This is a genomic window from Metabacillus niabensis (assembly GCF_020524345.1).
Lineage (GTDB): Bacteria > Bacillota > Bacilli > Bacillales > Bacillaceae > Metabacillus > Metabacillus niabensis_B.
The window spans coordinates 127262-144469 of the sequence record NZ_JAIVLH010000010.1; the positions used below are offsets into that span (position 1 = coordinate 127262).

The 17208-nt window shown below is 36.1% G+C and carries 13 protein-coding genes and 1 other annotated feature; of the genes, 6 read left to right on the top strand and 7 right to left on the bottom strand.

Annotated features, from left to right (window positions below):
* Positions 1–108 precede the first annotated feature (108 nt).
* The gene (gene ccpA / locus LC095_RS12695) at positions 109–1110 is read left to right on the top strand and encodes a catabolite control protein A (protein WP_026561358.1); all 1002 of its coding nucleotides are present in this window, start codon (positions 109–111) and stop codon (positions 1108–1110) included.
* 65 nt (positions 1111–1175) lie between these two features.
* Here the strand turns inward: ccpA and LC095_RS12700 are convergent, their stop codons facing one another.
* Genes LC095_RS12700 through LC095_RS12710 form a run of 3 tightly spaced genes read right to left on the bottom strand, consistent with a single transcriptional unit; the run spans position 1176 to position 3654 of the window.
* Complete coding sequence (locus tag LC095_RS12700) at positions 1176–2330, bottom strand: acetoin utilization protein AcuC (RefSeq protein ID WP_226528498.1); 1155 nt, start codon at positions 2328–2330, stop codon at positions 1176–1178.
* A complete protein-coding gene (locus LC095_RS12705) occupies positions 2327–2971 on the bottom strand; it encodes an acetoin utilization AcuB family protein (protein ID WP_226528499.1) in 645 nt (214 codons plus the stop codon). Before LC095_RS12705 ends, LC095_RS12700 begins: the two co-directional genes overlap by 4 nt.
* A 50-nt stretch (positions 2972–3021) precedes the next feature.
* Positions 3022–3654, bottom strand: a complete 633-nt coding sequence (locus LC095_RS12710) for a GNAT family N-acetyltransferase (RefSeq protein ID WP_226528500.1) — start codon at positions 3652–3654, stop codon at positions 3022–3024.
* Between the two features lie 210 nt (positions 3655–3864).
* Here LC095_RS12710 and acsA point away from each other — a divergent pair, with 210 nt between their 5' ends.
* Positions 3865–5577, top strand: coding sequence for an acetate--CoA ligase (acsA, locus tag LC095_RS12715; RefSeq protein WP_226528501.1), 1713 nt, complete (start codon positions 3865–3867; stop codon positions 5575–5577).
* A 58-nt stretch (positions 5578–5635) separates the two neighbouring features.
* Here the strand turns inward: acsA and LC095_RS12720 are convergent, their stop codons facing one another.
* Positions 5636–8545 (bottom strand): transglycosylase domain-containing protein, encoded by a 2910-nt coding sequence (locus LC095_RS12720; RefSeq protein ID WP_226528502.1) that lies wholly within the window; start codon positions 8543–8545, stop codon positions 5636–5638.
* Positions 8546–8687: 142 nt separating this feature from the next.
* Positions 8688–8916, top strand: a binding site (T-box leader).
* Positions 8917–8981: 65 nt separating this feature from the next.
* Here LC095_RS12720 and tyrS point away from each other — a divergent pair.
* A complete protein-coding gene (gene tyrS / locus LC095_RS12725) occupies positions 8982–10247 on the top strand; it encodes a tyrosine--tRNA ligase (protein WP_078432324.1) in 1266 nt (421 codons plus the stop codon).
* 111 nt (positions 10248–10358) lie between these two features.
* Here the strand turns inward: tyrS and rpsD are convergent, their stop codons facing one another.
* Positions 10359–10961, bottom strand: a complete 603-nt coding sequence (gene rpsD / locus LC095_RS12730) for a 30S ribosomal protein S4 (RefSeq protein WP_226528503.1) — start codon at positions 10959–10961, stop codon at positions 10359–10361.
* 353 nt (positions 10962–11314) lie between these two features.
* On the opposite strand from rpsD, the gene LC095_RS12735 reads away from it, so the two are divergent.
* On the top strand, positions 11315–13072 hold the full coding sequence (locus LC095_RS12735; RefSeq protein ID WP_226528504.1) for a diguanylate cyclase domain-containing protein: 1758 nt from the start codon (positions 11315–11317) through the stop codon (positions 13070–13072).
* 39 nt (positions 13073–13111) lie between these two features.
* On the opposite strand, the gene LC095_RS12740 is transcribed toward LC095_RS12735, so the two are convergent.
* Positions 13112–13591, bottom strand: a complete 480-nt coding sequence (locus LC095_RS12740) for a GAF domain-containing protein (protein ID WP_226528505.1) — start codon at positions 13589–13591, stop codon at positions 13112–13114.
* Positions 13592–13710: 119 nt separating this feature from the next.
* Here LC095_RS12740 and refZ point away from each other — a divergent pair, with 119 nt between their 5' ends.
* Entirely contained in the window at positions 13711–14361 is a 651-nt protein-coding gene (refZ, locus tag LC095_RS12745) for a forespore capture DNA-binding protein RefZ (protein WP_226528506.1), read from the top strand.
* On the opposite strand, the gene hisJ is transcribed toward refZ, so the two are convergent.
* Positions 14344–15153 (bottom strand): histidinol-phosphatase HisJ, encoded by an 810-nt coding sequence (gene hisJ / locus LC095_RS12750; RefSeq protein ID WP_226528507.1) that lies wholly within the window; start codon positions 15151–15153, stop codon positions 14344–14346. The genes refZ and hisJ overlap by 18 nt on opposite strands.
* A gap of 331 nt (positions 15154–15484) precedes the next feature.
* Between hisJ and ezrA the strand changes: the two genes are divergently transcribed.
* Entirely contained in the window at positions 15485–17197 is a 1713-nt protein-coding gene (gene ezrA / locus LC095_RS12755) for a septation ring formation regulator EzrA (RefSeq protein WP_226528508.1), read from the top strand.
* Positions 17198–17208 lie beyond the last annotated feature (11 nt).

The following is a 17208-nucleotide window of genomic DNA, read 5'->3' on the forward strand; positions in this document are numbered from 1 at the left end:
AGAATTGGATTTACGACAAGACGTAACAACTTTCTACATAACAAAATTAGACTGGAAAAACCAAGTCAGATAATAAATGTTCTCAATGTAACAGAAGGAGTGTTTTAAATGTCAAGTGTAACAATATATGATGTAGCTCGTGAGGCAAATGTATCAATGGCAACTGTCTCTCGTGTAGTAAATGGTAATCCAAATGTTAAACCAACAACAAGAAAAAAAGTGTTGGATGCAATTGAAAGATTAGGCTATCGTCCAAATGCAGTAGCAAGAGGTCTTGCAAGCAAAAAGACAACAACAGTTGGGGTAATCATTCCTGATATTTCAAGTATCTTTTATTCAGAGCTTGCACGTGGAATTGAAGATATTGCCACAATGTACAAATACAATATTATCTTAAGTAATTCTGATCAAAATAAAGATAAAGAATTACATTTGTTAAATACAATGCTTGGAAAACAAGTGGATGGAATTGTCTTTATGAGTGGAAATGTAACAGAAGAGCTTGTAGAACAGTTCAAACGCTCTCCAGTACCAATTGTTTTAGCAGCCTCCGTAGATTTAACAAATACTACGCCATCGGTTAATATTAACTATGAACAGGCTGCATATGATGTTATTTCCATGCTTATTGAAAAAGGCCATAAGAGAATTGCTTATGTTGAGGGTCCAGCAGAGGAGCCGGTTAACCGTCTGAAAAAATCAGTAGGATATAAACGTGCTCTAGAGGATGCAGGACTACCGTTTGATGAAGAATTGGTTGTAGAAGGAGACTACACATACGATTCTGGTATAGAAGCTTTTGAAAAAATTGATGAATTAACTGAGAAGCCAACAGCTATCTTTGTTGGTACAGATGAGATGGCATTAGGTGTCATTCACGGGGCACAGGACCGAAACTATTCCATTCCTTCTGATTTCGAAATTGTTGGATTTGATAACACTAGATTGGCAACAATGGTACGTCCGCAGCTAACAACAGTTGTTCAGCCAACATATGATATTGGTGCTGTAGCTATGCGTTTATTGACAAAATATATGAATAAAGAAGAAGTTGAAAATCACATCGTTGAATTACCACATCGATTGGAATATAGACAATCAACAAAGTAATCAATAGCTGAGATGATAAGAAGGGCTGTCCTGAATTTTAGGCAGACCCTTCTTTGCTATTTTAGTCAATTTGGTCGAATTGGAAGTAGTGCCTTTTCGACAGTTAAAGCATTTTTCTCTTCTATCTCAGGTTTTCTTGGTATTGGTTTATACATATCTGTTGGGTCGTACCAGCGATCGGGCAGGGTAACAGGTGCCTTTTGCTGCCATTTATCAATCCATTTTTTTGGAAGATGTTCCGGTACATTTATTTGATTCATCTCAAGCCAAATTAAGCTCCATGCTCTGGGTACTACACGCCATATATCATATCCTCCTCCACCAACGGCAATCCACTTACCATCACAATATTGATGAGCGATTTTATGAGCAATCTTAGGAATTTCGTGATAAATGGCCATTGTGGCGGATAAATGTGTTAAAGGATCGTAAAAATGAGCATCTGCACCATTTTGAGTTAAAATAACATCCGGTTTAAAAAAAGCAGCGACTTCTTCAATTGATGTTCGATAGGCATGGAGCCAGGAATCATCTTCTGTAAATGCGTCTAATGGAATATTAAATGTATAGCCATATCCTTTGCCAGCGCCTCTTTCTGTAATATTTCCTGTTCCGGGGAATAAGTATCTCCCTGTTTCATGAATTGATAGTGTACATACATTCGGATCGTCATAAAAAGTCCATTGAACTCCATCACCATGATGTGCATCTGTGTCAATGTATAAGACTTTTGCTCCGTATTTTTCTTGTATATAGCGAATAGCCACAGAACTATCGTTATATATGCAAAAGCCTGAGGCCTTTCCTCTAAAACCGTGGTGTAACCCGCCGCCAAAATTAGCAGCATGTGTAGCTTTGCCTTCCATGACATAATCTACAGCTGTTAGAGTAGCGCCAACAAGCAAGGAACTTGCTTCATGCATTTGTGGAAATATAGGTGTATCCTCTGTCCCGATCCCATAATTATTTCCTTCTTCATTTGCTAGTTTTCCGTGTCCAGCTAATTCTACAGCTTGAATATATTTTTTATCATGGATAAGAGCTAATTCTTCAATTGATGCCACCCTGGGTGTGACAATCTTTGAATCATCTAATGCATTCATGTTCTTTAATAAGTCATAAGTAAGCTCTACCCGCAACTGATTAAAAGGATGATCATGTGAGAATTTATATTGTTGAAAATCCGGTGAGTAAATAAAGACAGTGTCTTGGTTTGTCATTTTGCATTCTCCGGCAATTCAGGCCATATAACCTGATATCCTGATGATTGGATATCCTTAATAATCAGAGTTACATTTATTGTTTGGACACGAAGAACAAGAATTTTATATCGGTCATCAGTGTCAGAATAAACGAGTGCGCTCGCAATATTTACTCTTCGATTTAATAATATGGACGAAACTTCTGCTAGCATGCCGGGCTTATTTGGTACTCTTATTTCAAGGTGTGAAGCAGGCTGGTCTGCACCTGTAAGCTTTACAAAAGTATGTAATAAATCTGTCTCAGTAATCAATCCAACAAGTTTTCGGTCTTGTAGAATAGGGAGGCACCCGATTTGATTATCAATGAGGACTGCTGCAATTTCCTCAACAAAGTCGAGAGGATGTCCAGTAATGAGATCTGTAGACATAACATCTATAATAGGTTTTGTTAAAAAGTTTTCTTTTAACTCTAATTGAAAAATAGATGGACTGGCATCTTTAACATCACGTTCAGTAATAATTCCTACTAGAATATGATGATCGTTTACGATAGGAATATGTCGTATTTTATTTTCTTTCATTGACTTTAATGCCAGACTAATTGTGTCTTCAGGTCGAAGAGTGATCACATTTTTTTTCATTATATGTTTAACAAGCATTTTTTGCCCTCCTTACCCTTTAGGGCGTGTAATATAGTTTTGATTATTCGTTAATACATGAAACGGTTTTTAAATCTTAACTGATCGAATTTCTGAACAGATTCAGAAGGAATTCTTTTTCCGATTCTAGCCATTAAACAATTAGCGGGGTGGGAGCTTATTTCCGGTTCATCTGTTGCGTACCATTCTAAACCACCTGCATTCATCATTTTCTCCATCACTTTTCGATATTCCCACACGTTTAAACCAGAACCCTTTAAGTCCCAGTGCCAGTAATATTCTGTTGTAATAATAATATAATTTTCCATTGCGTCATCCATCATGGAGACTTTTAGTAGATTTTTCCCAACAGAAAACCCCCGAAACTCAGGTGCAACCTCAATCGCCCCAAGTTCAATTAAGTCTTCCATATTTCCTTCAGACCATCTTTCCAGAGGATCGGGATATAGATATGTAACATAGCCGATAACGACATCACGGTGTCTAGCAATAATAATTCTGCCCTCTGGCAATTCTCCTATTTCAACTAGAGCCTTTTTCTGTTGGTCTGGTTGGCGAAAAGCAACTAAACCATTGTGAAATTCGTAGCTTGAAAGTTTATCAGGTGAAACAGGTCCTTCGATTAAAATACTTCCGATGGGTGTTTTTAATTCTTTTGCATTATATGTCTTAGGGTGTTTCATTTAGTCACCGCCCTTTAGTTTTAGTGAATGATTATCAATACTTTGTGAAAATAACCTTTTGGGAGATATCATATCTTTTTTCTATTATACTAGATTAATTGAAAAAATTAAGCGTTTACAAGATAGTTAAGAATATAAATTTCAAAAATTGAGAAAAATGAAGTATTGTAATATAATAGAAATTGAATTCTACATAAGGGGGAATTAGGGATGAAATTGGAAGCGTTACCAGTGGTGAAGGGTAATCATAATTTAGAAGATTACGATCATACTTATGAGACGTTCAAATGGTCAGAGGTTGAAAAGAATTTTACTTGGTCAGAAACCGGACGTATGAATGCAGCTTATGAGGCCATTGATAAGCATGCAGAAACTGCTCGTAAAAATAAGGTGGCGCTTTATTATCGCGACCCTGAACGAGAGGAAAAATATACGTTTAAAGAGTTAAAAGAGCTATCAAACAAAGCGGCAAATATCCTGAAAAATAAGGCAGATGTTGTAAAAGGTGACCGTCTTTTCGTCTTTATGCCAAGAACTCCTGAATTATATTCAGTCATCTTAGGAGCAATTAAACTTGGCGCAATTGTCGGGCCTCTGTTTGAAGCTTTTATGGAAGGCGCAGTAAAGGATCGATTAGAAGATAGTGATGCTAAAGTTATAGTAACGACTCCTGAGTTGCTAGAAAGAGTTCCATTAAATGACCTTCCATCATTAAAACATGTTGTAGTTGTTGGTGATTCTGTTGAAGCACCGCATATTGATTTTTTAAATGAAATGAAAACGGCAAGTAAAGAGCTGGAAATTGAATGGGTTGATAAAACCGACGGATTACTTCTCCACTACACATCCGGCTCAACCGGTAAACCAAAAGGGGTTCTTCATGTACATCAGGCCATGGTACAACATTATCAAACAGGACAATGGGTGCTTGATTTAAAAGAAGATGATGTTTATTGGTGTACAGCTGATCCAGGCTGGGTAACAGGCACGATATATGGTATTTTCGCGCCTTGGTTGTCAGGTGCAACAAACGTTATCGTTGGAGGAAGGTTCAAGCCTGAAACATGGTATCAAACGATTGAAGACTTTGGTGTGACTGTTTGGTACAGTGCTCCCACAGCATTTAGAATGCTTATGGGTGCAGGAGATGAACTTGTTAAGCAATTTGATACGAGTTCACTAAGACATGTTTTAAGTGTCGGGGAGCCTCTTAATCCGGAAGTTGTTCGCTGGGGCGTAAAGGTATTTAATAATCGCATTCATGATACTTGGTGGATGACAGAAACAGGGGCACAACTTATTTGTAACTATCCTGCGATGGAAATAAAGCCGGGTTCAATGGGAAAACCTATCCCTGGAGTAAAAGCAGCCATTGTGGATGATCAAGGAAATGAATTACCACCGTATCGAATGGGGAACTTAGCGATTAAAAAGGGCTGGCCATCCATGATGCACACCATTTGGAATAATCAAGAAAAGTACGAATCCTATTTTATGCCTGGTGATTGGTATGTGTCAGGTGATTCCGCTTATATGGATGAAGAGGGCTATTTCTGGTTCCAAGGTAGAATAGATGATGTAATCATGACTTCAGGTGAACGTGTTGGACCATTTGAGGTTGAGAGTAAGCTTGTGGAGCATCCTGCTATTGCAGAAGCTGGTGTAATTGGAAAACCTGATCCTGTTAGAGGGGAAATTATTAAAGCATTTGTTGCCCTTCGAGAAGGGTATGAGCCAACAGATGAACTGAAGGAAGAAATTCGTACTTTCGTAAAGAAAGGTTTAGCGGCACATGCTGCACCACGTGAAATTGATTTCCGTGACAAATTGCCGAAAACACGAAGTGGAAAAATCATGAGACGTGTCCTAAAAGCATGGGAATTAGATTTACCAACTGGTGATTTATCAACGATGGAAGATTAATTTATAACAAATAAAAAAGAGCTGATCACAGCTCTTTTTTAATACAACCAATTCGAAGTTATTCAGGTTTGTTGTTGTCTGTTGAGGAAGAGGCTGGTGCCTCTTCTTGTTTTTGTTTTTGATCAGCATTTTTATTTTCATTTTGTTTGTTAGTATCTTTGTTTTGATCAGTATTTGCTGAATGCTTTGGATCCTCAGTTTTTGGCTTTTCTTCAACTTTTGGTTTTTCCTCAGCATAATCACCGATTTTAACAATAGTGGAAGGGGAAGATTCATTGCCGGCAACATCAACAGCGACAATGTAATAAGCAGCAGGGCTACTTCCAACTGATACAGATAATTTGTCAGATGACGGCAAACTCGCTACCTTTTTAAAGCTTGTTGAGTGATTTGCTGCACCGTACACTCGGTATCCAACAACGTCATTGTCTGCATTGGCTTTCCAACTTATCGTTGAACCGCCAGATGAGACTCCGTTTACTTGTCTCGGCTTGGATCCATTATCAACAATTTCTTTTCCTTCTGTAACAACTAAGTTACCCCATTTAGATGTATTAGGCAACAATCGTTTAAGATCACTTGTACTGCTAATATTATATCTTTGGAGAACTTCTTTTTTAAGCATTACACCTTCTTGAACAAATTCAGAAGGAGCAGAAGCTGGTACTTTGTATGCTCTGTCTTTTACATACACATATTTTCCTTGTGTTAAGCTATCATCAACTTTGGTAGGAACATATTTTGCATTAAAGATGTCTGTTGCGACAAGTCCCGCTTTACGGCAAAGATCTGAAGCCAATTCTCCTGTTAATGCACAATAAGATCTTTGAACAATCCCACCTGGAGTTTCATGACGGTTTTTTGGTGCAATCAAGTTTGGTTCAACATCATGTGCAGCATTCATCAGTTTTGCCCAGAGTAAGAGATTACGTTTGCTGTATGACATGCCTTTATAGTTTTGTTCTAATGGTTTTGGTGTATCATACCCAATCCATGTTCCGAATGTGACATTCGGGTTTGTCGCTACGAACCATGCATCATGGTAATCTTGGCCAGTACCTGTTTTTCCGGCCCAATCAGCACTAAATGAGAGATAGCCATTTAGTGAAGCGGCTGTACCACTTCTTATAACATCCCGCATCATATCGATTGTTAAATAAGCAGTTTGAGCTGAGAATACATCGTTTTGTACCTTTTCATGTTGATAAACGACTTCTCCATCACTATTTTCAATTTTTTCTATAAGGTAAGCATCAACAAACTTACCTTGATTGGCAAATGTTGAGTAGGCATTAACATTTTCTTCAACGGTTACTCCGTCGGTCATACCACCTAAACTTAGTGATGCTATTCCATAATCAATTTTGTTTAAACTGGAAAAGCCCATTTTTTCTAAGTAGGAGACAGGGTTTTGATTCATAATGTTCATATATGTTTTAGCAGCGGGCACATTATATGAATATTTCAAGGCAGTTCGTGCACTTGTTAATCCGTGATAAGCACCGCCATAGTTTTTTGGCTTATAGGAACCTGTCATTGGCGTATCCGCAATAACTGTTCCCGGTTGAGTTGCTCCCAACTCCATTGCAGGTGCATAAACCAATAATGGCTTCATTGTTGATCCATTAGCACGTAAAGCATCTGTAGCATGATTTAAATTTTCGCGTTCAAAATCTCGTCCGCCTACAAAGCTAATAATTTTACCTGTCGTGTTTTCAATTAGAACACCGCCGACTTCGACAGGTTCCTGAATGGTTTTCGTTTCACCAGTGTCGGAATCTTTGATTTGCTCAGGTTTATCACTACCATAATATTCATATTGTTTAACAACTTCCTGCATCTTGTCATATATATCTTTATTTATTGTCGTGTGAATTCTGTATCCATTATGTCTTATGTCTTGATCAGCAAGTGTGCGGTACTGATTTTTCAGATCTTTATCTTTTGATAATTCTTCTTCTGTATACCCGTCTTTTTGGGCTAGTTGTACGGCTATAATATCTTTCGCCCGATCTTCTACTTCATAAGTCAGGTATGGATATTGTTCAGTGGATGTCGGTTTTTTAGGTGTTAGATTAGCACGAATATCATATGAAAGCGCTTGTTTGTATTGCTCTTGTGAAATAAACCCGCCAGTGTACATCCGGTTTAAGACAGTTTTCATTCTGTTTATGCCTGAACTTAAATCTTCTTTTACCTTGCCACCGTCATTTGAAAATGGAGTATATCCAAACGGACTTTGAGGCAAGCCTGCGATAAATGCAGCTTGTGGAATTGACAGGTCTTTTGCAGAAACACCAAAAATTCCTTTTGCAGCTGCTTCTACACCTGCAATATTCTTACCATTAGAATTTCGTCCAAAATCTGCAACATTCAAATATGCTTCAATAATTTCATCTTTCTCAAAAAACTTTTCTAATCGTAACGCTAATAGAATTTCCTTTGCTTTTCGATCAAAAGATACTTCATTTGTTAGTATTTGGTTTTTAATTAATTGCTGTGTTAGTGTACTTCCACCCGTTTGAACTGAGGCATTTGTGAATTCCTGAAAAATTGCGCGCATGATTGCTTTAGGTACAACACCTTCATGTTCGTAAAAGAGTTCATCTTCAGTTGCAATAACCGCATCAACGAGATGTTGAGAAACGTTTTCCAACTGGACTTCCTCGCGTTCAATGTCAGCATTTAATTTTCCTAAGTAAATATTTTGATCAAAAAAGACCTGTGACGTCTCTTCATAGTTGTAAATATCATTTTTCATTTCTTCGTAAGATCGAACAGGTTCATCCTTCACAAGTGAAGCGAAATAACCGGCCCCTACACCCCCTGCAAAACATATACCTATAAGTCCAATAATGAGAAATAGTAAAAGAAGATTTCCAATAACATTGTATGAGATCCGTAGACTTTTACCTATATCTTTGTTAAAGGGTGAGAAACGCCTGTGTTTTTCTTCCTTTTTTTTCATTGTGCATTCCCCCAAATCTAACTTATTATAACATAGGAAATGATGAAATTTGTATGCTTTTGTCATAAAGGTTGGAAACACTTGATGCCAAGTGTTGACATTAGAATGATATTGTGGTTAAAATTGCTTGTAATTAGTATATGAAAAAGCAAAGATTGGATTCAGTAATGGATGTCTCCCTGTTATTAGAGAGCTGATGGGTGGTGAAAATCAGCACATAGATATTCCATGAATTACATCCATGAGCTTCTTTTTTGAAAAGGTTAAATTACCTGAGTAGGAGAAGACGGTCTAACCGTTATGTAGCCGAGAGAGGATTACGCTTAAGTAATTCTAAGTTGGGTGGTACCGCGGATTATTTCGCCCCTTCAGAGATGAAGGGGCTTTTTCGTGTTTTCTTTGCTGAAGATAGAATATTATAAAAAGGAGTAAAACAATGAGCGAATTATTAAATGATTTAAAGTTTAGAGGTTTAGTGAATCAAGTAACAGATGAAGAAGGCTTAGCAAAAGTTTTAGAAGAAGGAGATATTAGGCTTTACTCAGGTTTTGACCCTACTGCAGACAGCCTTCATATTGGGCATTTGTTACCTGTGTTAACTTTGCGCCGCTTTCAATTAAATGGCCATCATCCAATTGGACTTGTTGGTGGTGCTACGGGATTAATTGGAGACCCAAGTGGAAAAAAAGCTGAGCGCACTCTTAATACAGCTGATATCGTACAAGATTGGTCTAACCGGATTAAAGGACAGTTATCAAGATTTCTTGATTTTGAGAATGAAAAAAACCCTGCCATTATCGTGAACAATTTTGATTGGATAGGAAAGCTGGATGTTATTTCATTTTTACGAGATGTTGGTAAAAACTTTGGGATTAATTACATGCTTGCAAAAGATTCTGTTCAAACGCGAATTGAAACAGGTATTTCTTTTACAGAATTTAGTTACATGATTTTACAATCATATGATTTCTTGAATTTATACCAAAACAATGGCTGTAAATTACAAATCGGTGGAAGTGACCAATGGGGAAATATTACTGCCGGTTTGGAACTAATTCGTAAATCTGAAGAAGATTCAAAAGCATATGGATTAACAATTCCTCTTGTTACAAAGGCTGATGGGACAAAGTTTGGAAAAACAGAAGGTGGAGCTATCTGGTTAGATGCTGAAAAAACATCTCCATATGAATTCTACCAATTCTGGATCAATACAGATGATCGAGATGTAATGAAATACTTAAAATACTTCACTTTCTTGACTCACGAAGAAATCTTGGAGCTCGAAAATGAGGTTGCAACAGCGCCTGAAAAACGTTCTGCTCAAAAAGCACTTGCAGAAGAGGTGACAAAGCTTGTACATGGTGAAGAAGCACTTCAACAAGCAATAAAAATTTCTGCTGCCTTATTTAGCGGTGATATTAAACAATTAACTGCGAGTGAAATTTTAGAAGGATTTAAAGATGTACCTACTACTGAAATAGAAGAAGGTGAGATTGGTTTAATCGATTTACTAATTCAAGCAAAAATATCTCCTTCAAAACGTCAAGCTCGTGAAGATATTTCAAATGGAGCGATTTATATCAATGGAGATCGTGAGCAAGATTTAACAAAAGTTATCACAAACGAAGATAAGATTGATGGAAAGTTCACAGTCATCCGCAGAGGAAAGAAGAAGTATTTCCTAATTCGTTACGTAAAATAACATTTATTAGCGAGGGAACTCAATAATGATTCTACTAAAGAATCTGTTATTGGGTTTTTTTCGTCAATTAGAACAAAAAAACCTATGTCAGAGGACATAGGTTTTTTACTATTAACGAGAGTAGAACTCAACGATAAGAGCTTCGTTAATTTCAGCAGGTAATTCAGAACGCTCAGGTAAGCGAGTGAAAGTACCTTCTAATTTATCAGCGTCGAAAGTTAGGTAGTCAGGTACGAAGTTGTTTACTTCAATAGATTCCTTAACGATGTCAAGGTTACGAGATTTTTCACGTAAAGTGATTGTTTGACCAGGTTTTAATTGGTAAGATGGGATATCTACACGTCCACCATCTACCAGGATATGACCGTGGTTAACTAATTGACGAGCTTGACGGCGAGTACGAGCTAAACCTAAGCGGTATACTACGTTATCAAGACGAGAATCAAGAAGAATCATGAAGTTCTCACCGTGGATACCAGCCATTTTACCAGCTTTATCAAATAAGTTACGGAATTGGCGCTCATTTACACCATACATGTGACGAAGCTTTTGCTTCTCTTGTAATTGTAATCCGTATTCAGAGATTTTTTTGCGTTGTCCTGGACCGTGTTGTCCTGGAGCATATGGACGCTTTTCTAATTCTTTACCTGTACCACTTAATGAAATACCTAAACGACGAGAGAGTTTCCAGCTTGAGCCTGTATAACGAGCCATGCTAACTCCTCCTTTATGTTTTTATTTTGCATAAAATAAAAACCAAACTGATTGACAATCATGCACATTTTATTTTCATGTATCCTCGCTCCAGCAGCATAGAGTTACTCGATACACCTCCTTATAAAAAAGGGGAATAAAATGAAATCAAAATTGCTACATCAATAGGCTGCATATTTTATACACAACGAACATTATATGTTTTTGTATGAATAAAGTCAAGAAGCTTTGTATAAAAAATATGTAATGAAGATCCAACTCATAAATAAAAACATTTCGTCTACTATAAATAGGAAAGTTTTATGATATAATGAATTATCAAAATTTTGTAACTTACTGGTGTGGGTGATTTCATGAATAATCAAGTTCAAGCGATAAAAGGTGCTTTTTTTGATTTAATAAATAAATGTAATAATTATTGTTCAGTTATTGACTTAAATAATGAGCTTGTTAAAGTTTTAAAAAGAGAGCTTGCTATTGGCCATGTTGCCTTTTATTCATTGTCGCCGCATACGAATTCCTTTCCGTTTCAAATGATCCTACACAATTTTAAGCCAGGTCAAGTTGTTTGGAATCAAAAAGACGTATTGCTTCCAGTATATAGCCATGAGGATATGTGTGGAGTCATAGAACTTAGGGGATTTGACAACACTATGTCTGTTAATTTACATGAAGTTGCAAAAGCATGTTCAGAATTTTATACCTATTACATACATTCTTTTCAGTTAAGAGAAAAGGAACAAAAGTATGAAAAACTATATTATTTAACTGAGAAGTTCCATTCTCTTATGAATAAAGATGATGTTTTAGTTGCATTAATAGAAACATTACAAAAAATGTATCAAGAATATACGTTCTATTTGTTTCTATCACATGATAATGAAAACAAACACCATTTACCTATAAAAAATTTAAGTTTTGATGATCAGGATGATGATATGGCAATGGAAGCTTTTGTTACCGGAAAAGCTCAGTCTATTATTCATGAACAGACCAAAGACATGTTTTTTTATTCACCTTTAAAAGGAAAACAAGGTGTATACGGAGTTCTGCAGGTAGTCACCCATTTCGCATTAAAATTAGATGAACAAGATAGGCATTTCATTACACTGCTAACAAATGCTGCAGGAACTGCGATGGAAAATGCACAGCTTTATGATCAATCAAAAAGATTAATTAAAGATTTGCAATTAATAAATGAAACATCACACAGGTTAAATAAAAATCTGAGATTAACTGATACGATGAGCTATATGTCTATGCGAATCTTGGAGTCATTCCAAGCGGACGAGGTCGGGTTCTTTACTAAAAATAGCAATGACATTCATATTTTTCCAGGAAGCACGAGCTATTTTGAGTCAGAGGAAGTAAAGGTATATATTAATTATATTCAAGAAAAGCTTGAAAAAGATTTAGAAGGATTGTTTTTAGGAAACATTACGTCACATCTACCTGGATTGCCATACTCTTCTGTTATGGCCGTTCCAATGGTTCAAAGTGATACGCTTAAAGGATGTGCTTTAGTTCTTCACAAAAACCCTTATCATTTTTCTTTTGATATGTACAAGTTGCTTCAATCACTGATACACCATTCTACACTGGCATTATCAAATTCTTTATTAAGAGAAGAGCTTGAGACATTAGTGAAAACTGATCAATTAACACAATTATACTCACGTAATTATATGAATTCCTGCATTGAAAATTCGATGAATATAGATCGGCAAGGCACATTTGTATTAATTGATATCGATAATTTTAAGGCGATAAATGATAATTATGGACACCAGATTGGTGATGAAGTGCTCGTTCAAGTTGCAAATATACTAAAAAACAATATTAGGGATCATGATATTGGAGCAAGATGGGGTGGAGAAGAATTAGCTATCTATTTACCACATGTAGAACTTGATGCGGGTACAGCTATTGCAGAAAGAATTGTGAAAAGAGTAAAGGAAAACACTTTACCGTCTGTAACAATTTCATGTGGGGTGTCACATTGGAAGGCTGAGCATGAAAGGAATTATGATGAATTGTTCAGACGGGCAGATAAAGCTTTATATGCTGCAAAGAATTTAGGGAAAAATCAAGTGATAGTTCAGGTGAGCTGATGGTAAGCTCACCTTTAATACTATTTATACTATTACCTTTTAAACATGTTCCATTAACATATCAACAAACTCTTCTAAAAAAGTTTGATCCTGTTCATTAAAACGATTTTTTGATGGGCTATCGATATCAAGGACACCGATCACTTTGCCATTTGAAACAAGAGGTATGACGATTTCCGAGTTAGAAGCAGCATCACATGCAATATGTCCTGGAAATTGATGAACGTCTGCAATTCTTAATGTTTCTTTTTTTTCTGCAGCAGTACCACAGACTCCTCTTCCAAGCGGGATTCTTACACAGGCAGGAAGTCCTTGGAATGGCCCTAAGACAAGCTGACCTTCTTTGAGCAGATAGAAGCCTACCCAGTTGATATCCTCTAAAAATTGGTTTAGGAGAGCAGACGCATTAGATAAATTTGCAATGATATCTTCTTCCCCTTCTACTAATGCTTTTAGTTGTTTAATAACTAAAGCTGATTGTTCAGCTTTATTGCCTTGGTATTTTTCGACATGAAACATCTTTATTACCCACCTTTTGATTATTTTTTTGCTATAGAAAAAACTTTGTCGAGAAAAACATGAAGGAGTAATTCCCCTATAAATTGAATTTGTAACATAAGGTATAGGGGGTGTGAAATTTGACTCGAGAAAATACACGAGATACAAAACAAAAAATAGTAAATGCAGCAATCTACCTTTTTAACTCGAAAGGATTTACAGGGACTTCTGTTAGAGAAATTGCTTCCAGAGCAAATGTGAATGTTGCACATATCTCATATTATTTTAAGGGAAAGGGCGGTTTACTCGAATACTTAGTGTCATATTATTATGAAGGATACTTAAAAGTAATTGAAGAAAACTACACCCAAATTAAGTTTGGTCATGCTTATTCAGTTTTAAGTAAATTGGCTCTTGATTTGCTCTACTACCAGCATGAAAATCGCCAGCTTTCACGATTGGTCTATAGGGAAGTAACGGTAGACTCCGTTCTGATCCGTGAAGTAATGACGACTTATTTAACAAAAGAAAAGTATTATCTCAAATCATTATTCGAACAAGGGATCGAGGAAGGACAGTTTCGAAAAGGTTTTGTCCCACATATGATTATCCAGCTAAGAAGTCTTTTGCATATGCCGTATTTACAGCCCCAGTACATGAGTGAGGTCCTTCATATTCAACCACATGAAGCGTATTTCGTCCATCAGTATTACAAAGAACTGAAAATTTGGCTTAATTCCTTGTTAGCAGAGCAAACGACAAAAGAAAATCGGTTAGTAGCGATTCCTTAAAAGATCATAATGTGTATAGTTCTTTCCAACGTCCCTAGCACTATGGGCATCTGAACCATAGATGAGAGGGATTTTTTGTTTTTGAGCTAAATAAATGATATCCGAATTCGGATAGGTTTCTCCACAATATTCTTTTCTTAATCCGGCAACGTTATAATCCAGTTCAAGGTTTTTCTCCTTTACAGATGTCAGTATTTTCTCAATCATCTTTAACATTGAAAACGTTACAGGATAAAGCTTTTGGAATTTATTAACTAAAGTAATATGACCAATTCGCTTTGGCTTATAGTCCCCTAATTGGCTATTAATAGATTTTAACACTTCATTATAATAAATATGATGAACATGATATAACGATCCTGCCTCATTTATCATTAACCCGAATGTTCTTTCATCAAAGTCCATGCAATAGTATCGGTTCTTAATCTTCAAAAAATGGACGGATAAGATACTGTCATCTAGAAATTTACCATATTCGTTAAGGAAATCGGTTATTTCTTGTTCATAGTCTTGAATATAGTCGACTTCCAAGCCGATATGAATGCGAATATCATTTTTATGCTTTTTTTTCATTTCTTGAACACTTTGAATATAATCTTCCATCTTATTGTAGTCCATTGCACTGTCTTTCATCGGTGTTGGATCAGTAAAACCTTTTGGAAGCGGAGCGTGTTCCGTAAATGTTAAATCTGTAAAACCCTCTTTAACAGCTTGTGCAATATACATTTCAAGTGTGTCCTTCGTTCCATGTGGACAAAAAGGTGTATGAACATGCCCATCCTTTTTCCTCATCACTCACATTACCCTCCCGATCGTTAGGATTATGAATTTGACCCTTTTTCCAGGTTCTAAATGGCCATTTAATTGAAGTGGACAAATAATGTAAAAAAATTTAAATTTCTGGTCAAAAAATGTCGTTTACATGGTATCATAAATACATTGAAATAACATTAAGAAAGTTTCATTTATAAGATGAAAATCAAAATCATCATAACTTTATTATTGTGTGAACTTTTTAAATTTGAAATCATAACACATAAAAATATAAATTCGATGTATTTTACATCATGGAGAAAGATTTTTCTCCTTAACAAGGATTTGTGTAGTAACGAGGGGGCTAACTATGGAGGTTTTAATTGGACTAGTCCTTCTGATATGTATTTTATCGGGTTCCGGATACATGTTTAGAAGAAAGATCTATAAAGAGGTTGATCGATTAGAGGCACGTAAGATTGAAGTCATGAATCGTTCCATTATTGATGAACTGTCAAAAGTTAAAGAATTAAAAATGACCGGACAAGCTGAAGAGTTGTTCGAACAGTGGAGAAGTGAATGGGACGAGATTATCACCAGCCAACTTCCCAAGATTGAAGAACTATTGTTTGATGCGGAAGAATTTGCGGATAAATACCGCTTTAAAAAGTCACAAAATGTCCTTCAGCATATTGATAATTTGTTAATGACTGTGAACGAAAACATTGACAAAATCATTGAAGAAATTAATGAATTAGTAACTAGTGAGGAAAAGAATGCTGTTGAAGGCGAAGAGGTTAAGGGGCTGTATAAAAAAGTCAAAAAAACTTTATTGGCCCATAGTCGACAATTCGGTAAAGCACACCAGAAATTAGATGAGAATCTAACTTCAATTACAGATTCTCTTAAAGAATTTGATCATGAGACCGAACAAGGAAATTATCTTTTAGCAAGACAGGTTTTGATCAATTTAAAACAACAACTTGATGCCCTTCAATTTAAAATGGATGAGATTCCTAAATTATTAACAGAATGTACAGTTACGATTCCTGGTTTAGTTAATGAATTAAATGACGGCTACAAAGAGATGAAGGAAGCAGGATATTACTTAGAACATATTCAGCTGGATATGGAACTTGACAAAATTAACACCAACCTGGAACAGTTCAAAGGGAAAATAGAGGAAGCAGAACTTGATGATGTGCAGGAAGGGCTTCAGCTTATCCAGGAATCAATTGACCAAATGTACGATCTACTTGAAAAAGAGGTTGAGGCAAATCAGTTCGTTAAACAAACAAAAGATCAAATTAACACGAAATTAATTAAGCTATCTGAGCAGAAGCTCTCGACAATTGAGGAAACAAACCTTGTTAAGCAAAGCTATCAATTATCGGAAACTGAGCTTGATAAACAGAAGCTATTAGAAAAACGCATTACACAGGTAGAAAAGAAATTTGTCCAAATTCAACAAAATCTGTTAGAAGATCAAGTTGCTCATTCTATCGTTAAAGAAGAACTTGAAAAAATTCAAAAGCAGATCTCAGAACTATTTGATGAGCACAACCAATATCGCGGAATGCTTCAAACACTTAGAAGAGATGAGCTTGAAGCACGAGAGAAACTAGTTTCATTGAAACGATTGCTTTTAGAAACAACCAGATCTGTACAGCAAAGTAATATTCCCGGACTACCTGAAGAATTTTTAAAGCTAATTGAACTAGGAAAAAGAGATGTTCAAAAAGCAACAATGAAACTAGAAGAAATACCTCTTAATATGTTGATGGTCAATGAGTTACTTAAGAGTGCTGTTGAATCTGTTGATTCTCTTAAGGCATTTGCGGATGAATTAATTGAACAGGTCTACTTATTTGAACAGGTCATTCAATATGGCAATAGATATCGTAGCCGTCAACCACAATTAGCAAATAAATTCATCGAAGCGGAGAAATTATTTAGAGAGCATCTATATAAAGAAGCATTAGATACTGCAGCAGCTGCAATTGAGCAAGTTGAACCTGGCTCAATCAGTAAATTACAGAATATAATAAACGAACAAGAAGAAAATGTTTTAGTGAAAAAATAATGGTGGATTAT